Annotated in this window: 15 protein-coding genes and 1 tRNA gene; 5 read left to right on the top strand and 11 right to left on the bottom strand. The window is 42.4% G+C overall.

Annotation, left to right across the window (positions count from 1 at the left end):
* Nucleotides 1-11: 11 nt before the first annotated feature.
* The 4 genes from KCTCHS21_RS13370 to KCTCHS21_RS13360 form a co-directional block, all read right to left on the bottom strand.
* Nucleotides 12-1,070: a sulfotransferase domain-containing protein gene (locus KCTCHS21_RS13370; protein WP_130608827.1), complete on the bottom strand. Its 1,059-nt coding sequence runs from the start codon at nucleotides 1,068-1,070 to the stop codon at nucleotides 12-14.
* Nucleotides 1,070-2,116 (bottom strand): hypothetical protein, encoded by a 1,047-nt coding sequence (locus KCTCHS21_RS13365; RefSeq protein WP_130608824.1) that lies wholly within the window; start codon nucleotides 2,114-2,116, stop codon nucleotides 1,070-1,072. The genes KCTCHS21_RS13370 and KCTCHS21_RS13365 overlap by 1 nt, the downstream gene beginning before the upstream one ends.
* Nucleotides 2,117-2,296: 180 nt before the next feature.
* Nucleotides 2,297-2,367, bottom strand: a tRNA-Ala gene (locus KCTCHS21_RS30745).
* A gap of 87 nt (nucleotides 2,368-2,454) precedes the next feature.
* The gene (locus KCTCHS21_RS13360) at nucleotides 2,455-2,787 is read right to left on the bottom strand and encodes a winged helix-turn-helix transcriptional regulator (protein ID WP_130608820.1); all 333 of its coding nucleotides are present in this window, start codon (nucleotides 2,785-2,787) and stop codon (nucleotides 2,455-2,457) included.
* A 165-nt stretch (nucleotides 2,788-2,952) separates the two neighbouring features.
* Between KCTCHS21_RS13360 and KCTCHS21_RS13355 the strand changes: the two genes are divergently transcribed.
* A complete protein-coding gene (locus KCTCHS21_RS13355) occupies nucleotides 2,953-3,540 on the top strand; it encodes an NAD(P)H oxidoreductase (RefSeq protein WP_130608817.1) in 588 nt (195 codons plus the stop codon).
* A 288-nt stretch (nucleotides 3,541-3,828) separates the two neighbouring features.
* Here KCTCHS21_RS13355 and KCTCHS21_RS13350 read toward each other — a convergent pair whose 3' ends face one another.
* Nucleotides 3,829-4,158 (bottom strand): carboxymuconolactone decarboxylase family protein, encoded by a 330-nt coding sequence (locus tag KCTCHS21_RS13350; protein WP_130608814.1) that lies wholly within the window; start codon nucleotides 4,156-4,158, stop codon nucleotides 3,829-3,831.
* Nucleotides 4,159-4,163: 5 nt separating this feature from the next.
* Nucleotides 4,164-4,565 carry a tautomerase family protein gene (locus tag KCTCHS21_RS13345; RefSeq protein WP_130608810.1) on the bottom strand — a complete coding sequence of 134 codons (402 nt, stop codon included), beginning with the start codon at nucleotides 4,563-4,565 and terminating at the stop codon, nucleotides 4,164-4,166.
* Nucleotides 4,566-4,675: 110 nt separating this feature from the next.
* Here KCTCHS21_RS13345 and KCTCHS21_RS13340 point away from each other — a divergent pair, with 110 nt between their 5' ends.
* A complete protein-coding gene (locus KCTCHS21_RS13340) occupies nucleotides 4,676-5,551 on the top strand; it encodes a LysR family transcriptional regulator (protein WP_130608807.1) in 876 nt (291 codons plus the stop codon).
* 31 nt (nucleotides 5,552-5,582) lie between these two features.
* Nucleotides 5,583-6,218 carry a cysteine hydrolase family protein gene (locus KCTCHS21_RS13335; RefSeq protein WP_130608804.1) on the top strand — a complete coding sequence of 212 codons (636 nt, stop codon included), beginning with the start codon at nucleotides 5,583-5,585 and terminating at the stop codon, nucleotides 6,216-6,218.
* A gap of 327 nt (nucleotides 6,219-6,545) precedes the next feature.
* On the opposite strand, the gene KCTCHS21_RS13330 is transcribed toward KCTCHS21_RS13335, so the two are convergent.
* From KCTCHS21_RS13330 to ade, 5 genes are read right to left on the bottom strand one after another with little or no spacing between them, the layout of a single operon-like run.
* Nucleotides 6,546-7,292: an amino acid ABC transporter ATP-binding protein gene (locus KCTCHS21_RS13330; protein ID WP_130608801.1), complete on the bottom strand. Its 747-nt coding sequence runs from the start codon at nucleotides 7,290-7,292 to the stop codon at nucleotides 6,546-6,548.
* A gap of 46 nt (nucleotides 7,293-7,338) precedes the next feature.
* Nucleotides 7,339-8,049 carry an amino acid ABC transporter permease gene (locus KCTCHS21_RS13325; RefSeq protein WP_130608798.1) on the bottom strand — a complete coding sequence of 237 codons (711 nt, stop codon included), beginning with the start codon at nucleotides 8,047-8,049 and terminating at the stop codon, nucleotides 7,339-7,341.
* A 34-nt stretch (nucleotides 8,050-8,083) separates the two neighbouring features.
* A complete protein-coding gene (locus KCTCHS21_RS13320) occupies nucleotides 8,084-8,791 on the bottom strand; it encodes an amino acid ABC transporter permease (RefSeq protein WP_130608795.1) in 708 nt (235 codons plus the stop codon).
* Between the two features lie 10 nt (nucleotides 8,792-8,801).
* The gene (locus tag KCTCHS21_RS13315; RefSeq protein ID WP_130608792.1) at nucleotides 8,802-9,641 is read right to left on the bottom strand and encodes a transporter substrate-binding domain-containing protein; all 840 of its coding nucleotides are present in this window, start codon (nucleotides 9,639-9,641) and stop codon (nucleotides 8,802-8,804) included.
* A 43-nt stretch (nucleotides 9,642-9,684) separates the two neighbouring features.
* Nucleotides 9,685-11,457 (bottom strand): adenine deaminase, encoded by a 1,773-nt coding sequence (ade, locus tag KCTCHS21_RS13310; RefSeq protein ID WP_157994034.1) that lies wholly within the window; start codon nucleotides 11,455-11,457, stop codon nucleotides 9,685-9,687.
* A 491-nt stretch (nucleotides 11,458-11,948) separates the two neighbouring features.
* On the opposite strand from ade, the gene KCTCHS21_RS13305 reads away from it, so the two are divergent.
* Together KCTCHS21_RS13305 and KCTCHS21_RS13300 are read left to right on the top strand one after the other, a co-directional pair.
* Entirely contained in the window at nucleotides 11,949-12,566 is a 618-nt protein-coding gene (locus KCTCHS21_RS13305; protein WP_130608786.1) for a TetR/AcrR family transcriptional regulator, read from the top strand.
* 16 nt (nucleotides 12,567-12,582) lie between these two features.
* Nucleotides 12,583-13,869, top strand: coding sequence for a Zn-dependent hydrolase (locus KCTCHS21_RS13300; RefSeq protein WP_130608783.1), 1,287 nt, complete (start codon nucleotides 12,583-12,585; stop codon nucleotides 13,867-13,869).
* Nucleotides 13,870-13,879 lie beyond the last annotated feature (10 nt).

The following is a 13,879-nucleotide window of genomic DNA, read 5'->3' as shown; positions in this document are numbered from 1 at the left end:
TGATCATACATTTATTCTGTCTTAATAATATTACTTTGAAATTGTTCGATTAGCTTAATTAAAGCTTTAATTGTTTCATCATTTGACATTGCAGAATAACTATTGAGAGATTGTGTTCGAGGGGTTATCTTACTAAAAAGTTCCCCTGCTTCATTGTGCAAGTATTCCTTTGCAAGTAACTTGTTTCCTTCTTCAAAATAATTAACAATTTGTTGCTTCTCACCGTCCGATAAAATTTCATTCAGTTTCCCTTTTTCAAACAAATCAATGGATTGAATGATATAATTTCTTATTTCCTGATGAATGGCCCTTTTTTTATTATTCACATTACTATACGAAACGAGATATTGAGACAATGTCTGGAGAAATTGTACTTTTTCTAAAGATATCGTTTCATTTAAGTTTTTAGTGATCTCATAATTACTGTCCATTTCAATCCCAAAAATATTAAGGAAATCCGAAAATAAATCATTCTTATAAAACTTCTCTTTTTCAAAAACTCTTACAATCATATTTTCCTTACCAAATACGCTAGCCCATCTATTTATCAATTTATAATAATTAGCCGCCTCCAAAAAAACGGAATCATTGAGACAAGTATCGGAGATTGCATTGGTTACGCTAATTCTATTGGGGAACCCTACTTTTGCTCGTTCACTACGTGTGGAGATATAAAACTCATCTTGTCTTCTTACATAAAGAATAATTTTGGTATTATAATTCCTTAACTTGTTTTGCAGCAAATAAATGGAAGAATCATTATATAAGCGAAGAAAGAATTCGCTTGAAATTAAAATATTATCCTGCTCGACTTTTTCAATATCCTCTACAAACTCGTCTAGCGCTTCACCATTTACATAGTTTTCTTCGTCACTAAAGAAGATTAACTTTTCTTGAGTAAGTGAAGGGATTAACCCCACATGCTGATTCCATTGAACATACTTTTTTTGATTATCGATTGGGTAAAAAATATTATGTTTCAATAGACTCGAATGGTTCACTGTCAAAAAATTTTGCAATGAAGTCGTACCCGTCTTACTCAACCCAATATGAATAAAGATCGTTTTCATTAGCTTTTCTCCTGAATCTTATTTTGCATAATAAACATCTCTTCAGCTAAAACGACTAATTTTTCTATAAACTCTTCATCTGTTAATTCCTTTTTATAATTTATCTGTTGTTCTAGATTAAATGAGCTATCGTCGAATAGTACTCCGTCTTTTCTTTTCAGAAGCTTCTTGGCTGTTTTCTCATTGTCTTTAGAAAAAGATTTCATTATCTCTACTCTCTCTCGAGAAGATAAGAAATTATTTAGTTCCCCAACATGATTTGAATGACTATTGATCACGAAATTTCTAATTTCATGATGGCTGACTCTCTTCTCATTATTTATGTCATCAATAGGCACTAAATAATGGGATAATTTATTAAGAAATAAAGCCTTTTCATAAGAAATGGTTTGATTTTGAGTGTTAGAGGGATATTGTAGCTGCGTATTTTGCAAATTCACCCCGATTAAGTTCAAAAAATCTGAATAAAAATCATCGCTAGAACATTCGTTTTCATTGAAAATTCTTATATTAACATTCTTTTCGCCGAATACCTTGATCCATGTACGAATAGTTTGATAATATTTTGCATCTTCAAATCCAACCATTCGCTCTAAACTAATATCAAAATATTCCCCTTCTCTAACAGCCTGTTGAAAATTAGAAATAATGAAATCATCTTGCCTTCTTAAATAAACAATTATTTTCACATTATAATTTTTAAATAGCTTTTTCAGAGAAATGATATGTGTTTTTTGAAATAATGAAGAAAACCAATCGCTAGAAATAAGAATATTTTTCTCAGTCGTATCCTCTATATCGTTAATAAATTCTGCTAATATGTTTTTATTTATATATTTTTCTTTGTCTACGTACGTAGGAATGCTCTCTCCTGTAATCGCTGTTACTAGCGGTACATGTTGATTCCATAGCACGTAGCTTTTATTTTTATCCACAGGAAAAAAGATATCATTCTCCTTGAGAGCTTCGTGATTAATAGACAGAAAATCTTGAATTAGAGTCGTATCCCTACTTGCCATACCAATATAGACATATATTGTTTTCACATCCACGCCTCCTTTTTATGTATGATCCCTGAAGTTCTGAATAATATGGGTGTTAGATGATCTTTAAGCTACTAAAGCTACTTTTGTAACTTCAATTATAGCTCATACCTTTGAACATTTGTTTACCTTATAAATTAACGAAAAAAAACGGCATTTCTGCCGTTATGATCCTTAAGTATGTAGACCTTAGCGGGATCGAACCCCTGACCTCTTCGCTGCCAGCGAAGCGCTCTCCCAACTAAGCTAATTCCCCATTATTTAATTCTTTATGTTAGTGTAACCAACCGCACATAGACCCCAACCGCTGTTCACTTCACTTGCCTAAACTCAAACTGCTTCTAACTTTTCCGAGCATTGATATAATACTCCCCCCAATCACACAATTGGTCTAATATCGACTTCAAAGACTTCCCTAACTCGCTCATTTCGTAGACAACTTTTAGCGGTAATTCATTATATACCGTTCGGTTGATGATTCCGGATTGTTCCATTTCCCGAAGGTGCTGGGTTAAAATTTTCTGAGATATACAAGGAATTTCCTTCCTAAACTCGCTCGATCGCATCGGCCCGCAACTTAGATAGCATAATATTAATAGCTTCCACTTGCCCCCGATTACCTCTAGCGTTGCTTCTGCAGGGATATTATATTCCTTTGTAGGTTGGTTTTGCATCGGCTAAAACTCCTCTAAAAAGTATGGTAGTTACCTTTTGGTACCTACAGAACCTTATGGTTCTATAAGAACAAAAAAGTGCGTAATTGATGAGTTTTACTACCTAAATTATAATTCGATTGTACCATATGCAATATGAAAATAGAGAATGGATGGTGTTATATCATGAAAGTATTGACTGTCGTATCACATCCAAGGGAGAATTCCTTAACCTTTGCTATAGCTGATAGATTCACGCAAGGCCTAATTGATGCAGGCCATGAGACAGAGGTGCTGGACTTGCATCGCATCGGATTTAATCCTGTTCTAGGTGAAGCAGATGAGCCCGATTGGTCGTCCAATAAGACTTTTTCCCCTGAGGTTGAGACTGAAATAGCACGTATGAAGAACCATAATGCTCTTGCATTTGTATTCCCAGTTTGGTGGCACAGTGTACCAGCTATGCTCAAGGGATATATTGAACGGGTGTGGAACAAAGACTTTGCATACGGCTCAAATAAACTGCATCATAGTCAAGTGCTTTGGCTTGGTCTAGCGGCAGAAACCAGCGAAAGCTATTCGAAAAGGCAATATGATCAGATGATAAACCATCATTTGAATTTAGGAATAGCCGGTTATTGCGGCATCTCAAACAGCAAAGTTGAACTTCTATATAACACTTTGGATCCAACCTCAGAAGTTCAAGAGCAACTGCTGGAGCAAGCTTATCAGCTCGGACTGAATTATAACAACACAATAGCTGGCATCGTTTAATTTCGTAGGGCTGTCCAAATATCCAAACTCAACCACACTAAGATGGCGTGGTTGAGTTTATTTGTTTTTGGGAGATTTTGTTTGTGGATTTATAATCAGAGTTCGTAAGTCTACTTATTCTCCTGCGAACGCTTTTCAGCGACTCCCGCATATCTTCAAAAGGACTTTTCTTCATTTTGCTGGTTGTGTTCATGCTACATGGTGTGCTCCCAGCTGAGCTAAATCCCACGATATATCATTATTATCACAGTGCAAACCACTCGTAACTTATCACTCTTTCCACTAGCCTCACTTGTTTCCTTCAAACACCACTTTAGCAACTTGTATCGCAGCTGCGGCTCGCGGCCAGCCCGCGTAAAAAGCGAGATGAGTCATCGATTCGATTACTTCTTCTTCGGATAGACCATTTTCTTGCGCTAGACGAATATGAAAAGGAAGCTGCTCGGTAAGCCCACTTGAGACTAATGCAGATATCGTAAGGAGACTACGTTCCCTTAGTGAGAGTTGCTCCCTCCTCCAAACATCCTCGAAGAGTACATCTTCCGAATAACGCACGAAAGCAGGAGCAATGTCTCCAAATGATTCACAAACGTTTGATACAATTTTACGATGCGTCATCTATCTCACTCCTTCCCTTGATTTTCGATCATTTGCGCAACACCGTTGCCGAATGTCCAGTCCTCGAATTCCGTATCAACTAGCACTACGAATACATCTTCCTTCCTTATGTTGAGAATGTTCGACAATCTTTCAGCCAACCTGCTATAAAAGTCTTTTTTCTGTTCCGTGCTTCTACCAGATTTGAGCGTGATTTGAATAAAAAGTAACCCGTCCGTACGACTTATGTTCAAGTAATTAGGACTATAGTAGAATTCACTTGCTTTGTGTCCATGGAACACTTGAAAATAATCGTCTTCAGGCACGTTAAAATGCTCCACTAGAGTACTCATAATCTCTCGACTTATGATGGACAGCTGCTCTGCTTCATATTTCTTTTCCAAATAGCTTACTCTGACAAAAGGCATTTCAGGTTCCCTCCTTTAATAGCATATCCTCATTGTACTTCTCATTCCTTCATCTATATAATTGAAATAAATCATCATCCACTTCAATTTAATAAATGGAGATATATACCATGGACTTAAAAGAACTAACTGCGTTTCAGACTATCCTTCAAGAAGGTACCTTCTCCAAAGCAGCCTTGAAACTGAATTATGCTCAGTCTACAATTACGAACCAAATTCAAAGGCTAGAGAAAGAGTTAGGGATTAAGCTTTTCAAAAGAGGATGGGATTCGGAGCTGACGGCTTCGGGACGAATTTTTGCGGCAGAAATTGACAAACTCATTCAACATTGGAACTATGTAACGGAGCAAGCAAAGGCTCTGCAAAAAGAAGAGCTTGGCAGCCTAAGCATCGGAGGAATTGAACCGTTGATAGAGCAGGTACTGCCCAACTCACTGCTCCAATTCAGGGAACATAAGCCCAATATTTCTTGTCATTTTATTATCGGAAACACAGATTCTCTTGTTCGTGGGGTTCAACAGCATCAATTGGACTTTGCACTATGTGGTGAGCCAACTGATTCATCTCTATTTCACTTTGAACCGTTATACGAGGAGAGGATCTCGTTTATCGTCGCGAACAACCACCCCTTGGCTGGAAAAGATGGAGTTGTCTTCGAACAGCTCTTTGACTATCCTTTGATCATCGGAGGAAATACCTGTCTATATTATCTGCGCATATCCAAGCAACTAACCAAATACACCCAGACTCCCTTTCTACATACCGTCAGTCAGATCTCGGCTATCCCCGGATTCGTGCAACGAATTCCAGCTGTTGGAGTCGTTCTCGATTCTACCGAGTTACCACCTAACGTTATGAAAATTGAAGTCGAACTGAAGGATTCCACCATCCCAATCGGTCTGCTGCAGTTACGTAACCAGGAGTATATATCGTCATCCAAAAACCTGCTAATGCAATATATTAAAGAGGAAATTAATCTTATATAATAGAAATAATTGTCACAAAGGGAGGGTTATCATGAGTTATACGAGTCCGAATTGGAAGAGCTCGGTGCTTATCACCATTGACACGCAAAATGATTTTACATTGCCGAACGCTCCAGCTGAAATAAAAGGAACTTCTGATGTACTACCGAAAATGCAAAGTGTACTGGAAGCCTATCGAACAAAAGGTCTGCCAATTATCCATGTTATTCGATTGTATAAAGAAGATGGTTCAAACGTTGATATTTGCCGCAAAGAGCTCATTGAAAAAGGTGCTAAAATCGCCGCTCCAAACACTGATGGTGCAGATTTAGTCAGCGAAATTCGCTCGCCTAGCTATGCTTCACTCGATGCAGACAAGCTGTTAAGCGGAGGGTTTCAGTCCGTTGGGGAGCAAGAATGGGTTATGTATAAGCCACGTTGGGGAGCTTTCTACAATACTGACCTGGAACAGTTTCTGCGGGATCGGGGAATAGACACCATCTTATTTACAGGGTGTAACTTCCCGAACTGCCCAAGAACATCAATGTATGAAGCTAGCGAAAGGGACTTTCGCGTTGCTATGGCTGCTGACTGCATGTCACAGGTTTATGAAAAAGGCATTCAAGAAATGAGTAACATTGGTGTGCATGTTTGTAGTTTGGTTGATGTACTTAGTGCTATCGAGTAAGAAGATTGCGGTTTGCCCCAGACTGCTTACGAACTTACGAACCCAGTAACTCTTATTTGCTCAAAAAGTAATGGTTTTATATTGTAACAAACTCCAGACACGATATATCCCGCAAACGACCACCACTCCACCTATATTTTACCAAATAACACCTATGAGGTTCGTTAGACCAGAAAAGAAGTCATTTTACCACTAATAAGCTCAATACGATTCTTTAGCCTAAACACACAGCCCCCTCTTGGTTTATGACTATTAGCCGCTAACGCAAAACAAAACACCCTTACCGGATGCTGCTCGCAAACGGATAAGGGTGCTTTTCGAACAATATTAATCGCTTGATTCCGGCTTGATCCTCTTAAGAAACTGCCGCGTACGCTCTTCTTTGGGGTTATTAAACAGCTCGGAAGGGTTGCCCTCCTCGACAATGACGCCCTGATCCATAAAGACGACGTGATTAGCAACCTCACGAGCGAAGCTCATTTCATGAGTAACTATAATCATCGTAATGCCTTCCTTAGCGATCTGGCGAATAACACCAAGCACCTCGCCCACTAGCTCAGGGTCAAGCGCAGAAGTCGGCTCATCGAACAGAATGACATCTGGATTTAGCGCAAGAGCCCGCGCGATTCCTACACGCTGCTGCTGGCCACCGGACAATTGGCTCGGATAAGCATCCAGCTTATGAGCTAGCCCTACCTTTTCAAGTAGCGCCGCGCTTCTCTTTCTTGCTTCTTCCTTCGGCATCTTATGAGCAATAATAAGACCTTCCATCACATTCTCGATGGCGTTCTTGTTTTTGAACAAATTATACTGCTGGAAGACCATAGCCGATTTTTGGCGCAATGCATGAATATCCTTCTTGCTTGGACGCTTGCAGTTGAGGCTGAAGTCCCCAATCTTAATCTCGCCTTCGTTCGGCTTTTCCAAATAGTTAATGCAGCGCAGAAGTGTCGTCTTGCCGGAACCACTTGGTCCTAGAATAGCGACTACTTCACCCTTCTTAACAGTCAGATCGATGCCTTTAAGTACTTCAAGACGATCAAACGATTTGGTAATGCCCGTAAGCTTAATCATTCGTCGCCACCTCCGTTAGTATAGCATGCTAGATTCCTTCAACTGCTCAAGATGCGGCTCTCGCTTTAAACCGCCCGCTTCTTTTCTCCAACCAGACAAACAATCTCTCGAAGAAAATACACAGCACCCAATATACGATTGCCGCATCCACGTAAGCTTCCATATACCGATAGCCATCCGCAGCAACAATTTTCGCATTCGATAGTACTTCAATTATCATAACGGTAAACGCAAGTGAGGTCCCTTTAATCAATCCCAGAAAAATGTTCCCGATATTCGGAATCGCTACAACGAAAGCCTGTGGAATAATAATTCTCCGGAAGGCTTGCCCAGTCGTAAGGCCTACCGAATAGGCCGCCTCCATCTGTCCGTTATCTACTGAGCCCAGAGATGAACGAATCGTCTCCGAAAGATAAGCGCCAGAATAGAAGGTGAATGCTGTTAATGCGAAGGCTAGCGGCGGCAAATCTGCTGACGAAATATTAAGCCCCAGCTTCATACCTGCCCAATCGATTACCATCGGAAGGCTGTAATACGTAACATAAATTTGCACTAGCAGCGGTGTCCCCCGGATAAAAGAGACGTAGATCATAGATATTCTATTTAAGACCGGCACTTTATACATTTGGCAGAGTGTGACCAGAAAACCGATCATTAGACCAAACATAATAGCGAAGACTGAAATCAATAATGTCATCGGTATGCCAGATATTATTTTCGGTAATGACTTAATTGCAAAGTCGATGTCAAAGACCATCCGTATCGATTCCTTCCCGTTTGCCGTTTATCGCTTAAGATCCGGCAATTCCCTTTTGGCCTTTTTTGAAAATTTTCTCCAACCGCGCGACACCTTTCTCGATTCCGTAGCACAATACCCAGTAGATCAAGGCTATGGCAATGTACAGCTCCAGTTGATTGACTCCGTTCGATCGAATGCTAATAATCTGAGCACGTCCCATAATATCGACGACCCCGATTGTGAAAGCCAAGGAGGTTTCTTTAATTAGCGAAATCGCGGAGTTGCCGAGATTGGGAAGAGCAACCGCGAACGCTTGCGGTAGCATAATTCTCCGGAAAGCTTGCATCGAGGTCATTCCTACGCTAAATGCGGCTTCTTGTTGTCCCCGATCGACAGCCAAATAGGAAGATCGCATAATTTCCGACAAAAATGCCGAACCATTTAATGAAAAAGTAATAATGGCAAAAATAGCCTTGTCCCAGCTGTTAATGTCAATACCGATCAGCTTAACTACCTGCGGCAAGCCATAGAATACGAGGAAAAGCTGAACCAATGCTGGGGTACCCCTTATGAAGGATATATACCAGGTAGCGAGGAGACGAAGGATCCGGCTACTTCCAAGCCTTGCTGCCGTAAGCAGCAAAGCCAGAAGCAAACCAAATGCCAGCGAGAGAGCTACAATCACAAGCGTAAAGGGCAATGCCTTTAGCAGCTTGGGAATAACTTCGAGGATGTATTCCGGATTAAAGTTAATACCCATCACTCAGCCTCTATTCCTTGAAAATATCTTCACCCATCCATTTTTGGGAAATTTCAGACAATGTGCCATCTGCTTTCAAATCTTTAAGTGCAGCATCTAGCTTCGCCTTAAGGTCAGTCTCACTCTTGTTCAATACAAAGTAGATAGGGTTTTTCTTAATGACGTCCGTCAGCTTAAGATCCAGCTTTAGATCCTTCTGCGTGTCGAAATAGGTCATACCAGGTACTAGGAAAGCGTCATAACGGCCGGAATTAACCCATTTAAGAGCATCAGCAGTTGTTACGTTGTCGATAGTCTCAAGCTTGATTTGCTTGTCCGGATGAGCATCGTTGTAGTCCTTGATTACATTGTAGTTACTTGTGTTCGGCATAAGAGGCACGAGCTTCTTGCCAACCAAATCGTCTAGCGAGTTAATTTCGGTATTGTCGCTCTTAACTGCAAGGTACAGAACGATATTGCCATAATTCTCGTCTGGGAAAAGATACTTTTCCTCACGCTCAGGGCTCTTGAAGAAGCTGCCCGCTCCAAGTGCATCCTTACCTGTGTCTACGCCAACGAAAACAGCAGACTGGTCAACACCTTCGAATTCGAATTTGTATTCCGGAATTTTCTCGTCGGCTGCTTTCAATACATCAATGTTGTAGCCAGTCAGCTCATCCTTGTCATCCACGAAGCCAAACGGCTTCCATGTATTGTTGATGGCCATCTTTACAACCTTAGCTCCAGCATTTTCATTTCCTGACGCAGATGAAGACGGGCTAGAAGCTGAATTGTTGTTGTTGCTCGAACAACCTGTTGCTACTACCGCAAGTCCTAATGCCAATGCTGCTACCGTAAATCCTTTTCTCATACCCAATCGCTCCCTTGTTGTTCTCTGTATTTTGTATGGTTTCTTACTGTACTGCCATAATGAAAGGCATTAGCTTCTGGGTCTCTACTTCAACAAGACCAATATCCGTTATTTTTGCTCTCGGAATAACGGGTAATGTAACGGCAATCATCCGGTGAATTGGATTTTTGCCCGGCATAATTTCTTTGAGTAACACTTCTACAAATTGCTTTAATTGCGGAACAAGCGTATCAGCCGATTCCGTGCTCATTAGACCAGCAAGTGGAAAAGGGATATGAGCAATAACTTCGCCATTCTTAACCGCTACGAATCCACCTTGGGATTTGCGAAGCTCGTTCGCTGCAATAGCCATATCCCGCGCGTTGACTCCAAGCACTGCCAAGTTATGACTATCGTGCGCAACCGTAGTCGCGACAGCTCCATCCACAATGCCATACCCAGCCAGTAGGCCAAGATTACTATTCTCATTCAATCCATGGCGATGGAACACCGCCACTCGGCACAACGGACCTTTCTCGCCTTCATAGGCTTCCGGGACGAGTAGCCCATCGCGCACTGGTAGGTTGACTTCCATGAAATCCGTCGGAATGCCTGGAGCAGCGTCATACTCAATTACGCGAACTTTCGCTTCCTTGGCATTCGGGTGATCGACTCGAAGAGCAAGATCGTCTTCCGTAATTTCAGGGAGCTTGACCGTCTCGAAGAAATCCGCTGGGGGCTCGACGAACGGCTGAGGGCGCAATAGCTTCCCTTCGCTAACGACATGCTTGCCTCCTACATAGACGTCTACCGTCTTCATAGTCTCCAATTGCTCAACGAGAACGATATCAGCGAGTCTTCCAGCGGCAATGGCACCGAGGTCTCTCCGCTCAAGGCGTTCCGCAGAATTAAGCGTCGCATAACGTATAGCGTTTACGGGGTCAATACCTTCTTCAATAGCTTTACGAACGATGTAGTTCATATGACCTCTGTCCGCAAGATCGTGCGGCAGCAAATCATCCGCACAGAAGCAAACGTTAGGCAAATATCCCATATCCTTAATAATTGGAGCGCATTCGGCTATGCTCAGTGAGAAAGAGCCTTCCCGCAGTTCAACAATCATACCAGCTCGGATCTTCTCAATCGCTTCATCCGCAGTGCGGCACTCGTGATCGGAATTAGGTCCAGCAATCATATAAGCCGACAGATCTCGTCCCGATACGCGGGGAGCATGTCCTTGAATAAGCTTACCGGAGCGCTCACCTGCGTCGAGAATTCCTTCCATTCTCTCGTCACCGTGAATAACTCCGTGATAGTTCATCACTTCTCCAAGACCATAAACACCGTCCCAAGCTAGCATCTTGTCCACTGCTTCAGGAGTAAAATCAGCACCGGACGTCTCTAGGCCTGGTGCAGAGGGAACGCAGGACGGCAGCATGTTCAGCATTCGCAGGTCCAATCCTTCTGCAGCATCCACCATGTATTTGACTCCGCGTTCACCAAGTACATTGGCGATTTCGTGGGGGTCCGTCAGGACAGTAGTCGTTCCGTGAACAAGCACCGCTTCGGCGAACCGGGCCGGGGTTAGCATGCTCACTTCAATATGGATGTGGGTATCAATAAGCCCTGGAATGGCGAACAAACCTTTTCCATCTCTTCGTTCCTTCGCTTCCAGCGTCGTTACGCCAGGGGATGTCACATGGACGATTTTGTCTCCCGTAATACCAATCGCAGCCGGATAAATCTCTCCTGAGAACACATTAACAAGCTTCACGTTCTCAATGGCTACATCGATGGGAGCATCACCCCGGGCCGAGGCAACTAATTTGCGATCCAAGATATCAGTCCCTTTCGTTTTACATCATTTTATATTCCATATATTTCGCATAGCTAAAAAGCGCACAACGATCCCGCCCTGAGCCAGTAGCCAAACCTGTTTCTTGACAGTGGTTATCTAAAGAATCCGAAAATTCTTTTGCATCCTTCGTTAAAACAAGCAAAGAAACCGGTTTCTGCGCAGCTACTGAGATCCCCAATTCACATTGAAATGAGGCTCTACGCTTACATTAATTGTAAAGTCGTCCGCATTGATAATTCTTAATTATTGATGTTATGATAGCTAAGTAAAAACGATACTTCAACGAACAAAAATTGGGTTTTCGTCGGATAAACAACATATTGGTTATATTTGTTGCTTTTATCGCTGATGTTAACCCTTACATTAGCTTTACGTTTGTTATGTGCATGTCAAAATATATATCATATTTCATAATATATTTTTCGTATGTAAAAAAATTGAATATTCGACTCTTTCAAAGGAAGGTACCCATGAGCTCCAATCCAACAGATATTCCTACAGACAGACGAGTCATGCGTACCCAGCAGCTCATTACGGAAGCTTTCTTGTCATTGGTACAAGAAAAACAGTTTTCCGAGATTATCGTGAAGGACATAACCGATAAAGCTAACGTCAATCGGTCCACCTTCTATTCCCATTATCAAGACAAATTTGATTTATTGGATAAAATCATTTTAACTAAGCTATCAACGCTGAGATGCCTATCCGAGAATACAGATAAAAGCTATCAACCGAATTTTGAGGTGCCCGATCCTTATCTTGTCGCTCTATTCGAGCATTTAACTAGCAATGAAAAGTTCTACTCTATCATTTTAACCCGTCTTCCCGATTCCTCTCTTTCTGCTAAGATGACGGAAGCTATTAGGGACTTTTTTTACATGCAAATTTCGAACTCCGATAGGGGTAAAAATCTTCTCATCCCGTTGGATATTTTGCTCGATTCTATAAGCTCGTCTGTAATGGGAGTCATAAAAAAATGGTTAGAGCAGCAGCGGATTTATTCCTCTCACTATATGGCTCTTCAGCTTACTCGCTTGTCCATACTAGGCACATACAAGGCTTTGGGTTACACCGAAATTGAAGGATGAACAGAAAGGAATCACCATGGAAATTTACAACAGGTTATTACAACAATACGGAAAAGAAGCCAATGCTGGCTTAGATCGTTTCGCGAGGAGAATACAGGCTCTTGCTGAAATTGGCATGACATCGGACTTGGGATCGTCGCGGATCGCCTATTCCCAAGAGGACAGACAAGCAAAAGAGCTGCTTAAAGCATGGATGAAGGAAGCTGGACTAGAGGTACGTGAAGATCCCGTGGGAAATGTTATCGGCACATTACTGGGAGCTAATCCGGAAATACCATCTGTGATGTCCGGCTCTCATATTGATACCGTTCCGAACGGTGGGCATTTCGATGGAGTCGTCGGAGTCCTCTCAGCGCTTGAGGTCGCCCAAAGATGGTCGGAGCAGGGCTTTGTTCCCCAACGAAGCTTGGAGGTCGTCGCTTTCTCAGACGAAGAAGGCTCACGCTTCCACGCTAGCCTCACAGGCAGCCATTTCATGACTGGGCAATTGAACCTCGACTCGGTTAAGCATTATCAGGACGACGAAGGACGCAGCTTCGAGCAGGTACTTCAAGAACACGGGCTAGACGCAACTAAAGCAGAAGAATCTGTTCGCAAGCCCGAGGACATTTACGCCTTTATTGAAATGCATATCGAGCAAGGTCAGGTGCTAGAGAAGCAGGAAATTCCCATTGGCATTGTCAACGGCATTGCAGGCCCGGCTTGGATCGATATGAAATGGGGCGGCAGAGCTGCCCATGCCGGTGCAACACCAATGGGCTTGCTGCGAAGCGACGCTTTAGTAGCGGCCAGCGAATGTGTAATGGCGATTGAGAAGCTTCCTTCCTTACATAGTCGGACTGCTGTCGCTACCGTCGGAAAGCTAAATGTCTACCCTAACGGAAGTAATGTGATCCCAAGCGAGGTCAGCATGGTTGTCGACGTGCGAGATATCCATCTGGACAGACGGGATCAATTGCTCGACGCGATTATACAAGAAGCTGAATCAATCGCTCTTAGACGAGGAGTTCAGTTTCAATCGGAAGTGAACATTAAGGTCGACCCTACATCTATGGACCCGGCTTTGATGGATGTTGTACAAGGAGCTATCGAGAAAGCCGATCTCCCTGTATTCAATCTCACAAGTGGAGCAGGACACGATGCCATGGTAATCGGTAGACAAATTCCTACGGCGATGATCTTTATCCGCTGCCTTGAGGGCATCAGCCACAATCCTTTGGAATGGGCCTCTCTTGAGGATTTGGAGCTAGGCATTCTAGTGCTTGACGACACCCTCAGACAACTCGTGCATACAAAAGCGTGACTCGCTAACA

The sequence above is a fragment of the Cohnella abietis genome, from assembly GCF_004295585.1.
Classification (GTDB): Bacteria; Bacillota; Bacilli; order Paenibacillales; family Paenibacillaceae; genus Cohnella; species Cohnella abietis.
The sequence above is the reverse complement of the archived record's forward strand: the minus strand, read 5'-3'. Positions and strand labels throughout refer to the sequence as shown.

Bases quoted from the DNA above. Each gene is read 5' to 3' on its own strand.
- KCTCHS21_RS13345 (WP_130608810.1), bottom strand. From the start codon at position 4,565: ATGCCTTTTGTCAGAGTAAGCTATTTGGAAAAGAAATATGAAGCAGAG.
- KCTCHS21_RS13360 (WP_130608820.1), bottom strand. From the start codon at position 2,787: ATGCAAAACCAACCTACAAAGGAATATAATATCCCTGCAGAAGCAACG.
- KCTCHS21_RS13300 (WP_130608783.1), top strand. From the start codon at position 12,583: ATGGAAATTTACAACAGGTTATTACAACAATACGGAAAAGAAGCCAAT.
- KCTCHS21_RS13315 (WP_130608792.1), bottom strand. From the start codon at position 9,641: ATGAGAAAAGGATTTACGGTAGCAGCATTGGCATTAGGACTTGCGGTA.
- KCTCHS21_RS13370 (WP_130608827.1), bottom strand. From the start codon at position 1,070: ATGAAAACGATCTTTATTCATATTGGGTTGAGTAAGACGGGTACGACT.
- KCTCHS21_RS13355 (WP_130608817.1), top strand. From the start codon at position 2,953: ATGAAAGTATTGACTGTCGTATCACATCCAAGGGAGAATTCCTTAACC.
- KCTCHS21_RS13330 (WP_130608801.1), bottom strand. From the start codon at position 7,292: ATGATTAAGCTTACGGGCATTACCAAATCGTTTGATCGTCTTGAAGTA.
- KCTCHS21_RS13320 (WP_130608795.1), bottom strand. From the start codon at position 8,791: ATGGGTATTAACTTTAATCCGGAATACATCCTCGAAGTTATTCCCAAG.
- KCTCHS21_RS13350 (WP_130608814.1), bottom strand. From the start codon at position 4,158: ATGACGCATCGTAAAATTGTATCAAACGTTTGTGAATCATTTGGAGAC.
- KCTCHS21_RS13340 (WP_130608807.1), top strand. From the start codon at position 4,676: ATGGACTTAAAAGAACTAACTGCGTTTCAGACTATCCTTCAAGAAGGT.
- KCTCHS21_RS13325 (WP_130608798.1), bottom strand. From the start codon at position 8,049: ATGGTCTTTGACATCGACTTTGCAATTAAGTCATTACCGAAAATAATA.
- KCTCHS21_RS13305 (WP_130608786.1), top strand. From the start codon at position 11,949: ATGAGCTCCAATCCAACAGATATTCCTACAGACAGACGAGTCATGCGT.
- KCTCHS21_RS13335 (WP_130608804.1), top strand. From the start codon at position 5,583: ATGAGTTATACGAGTCCGAATTGGAAGAGCTCGGTGCTTATCACCATT.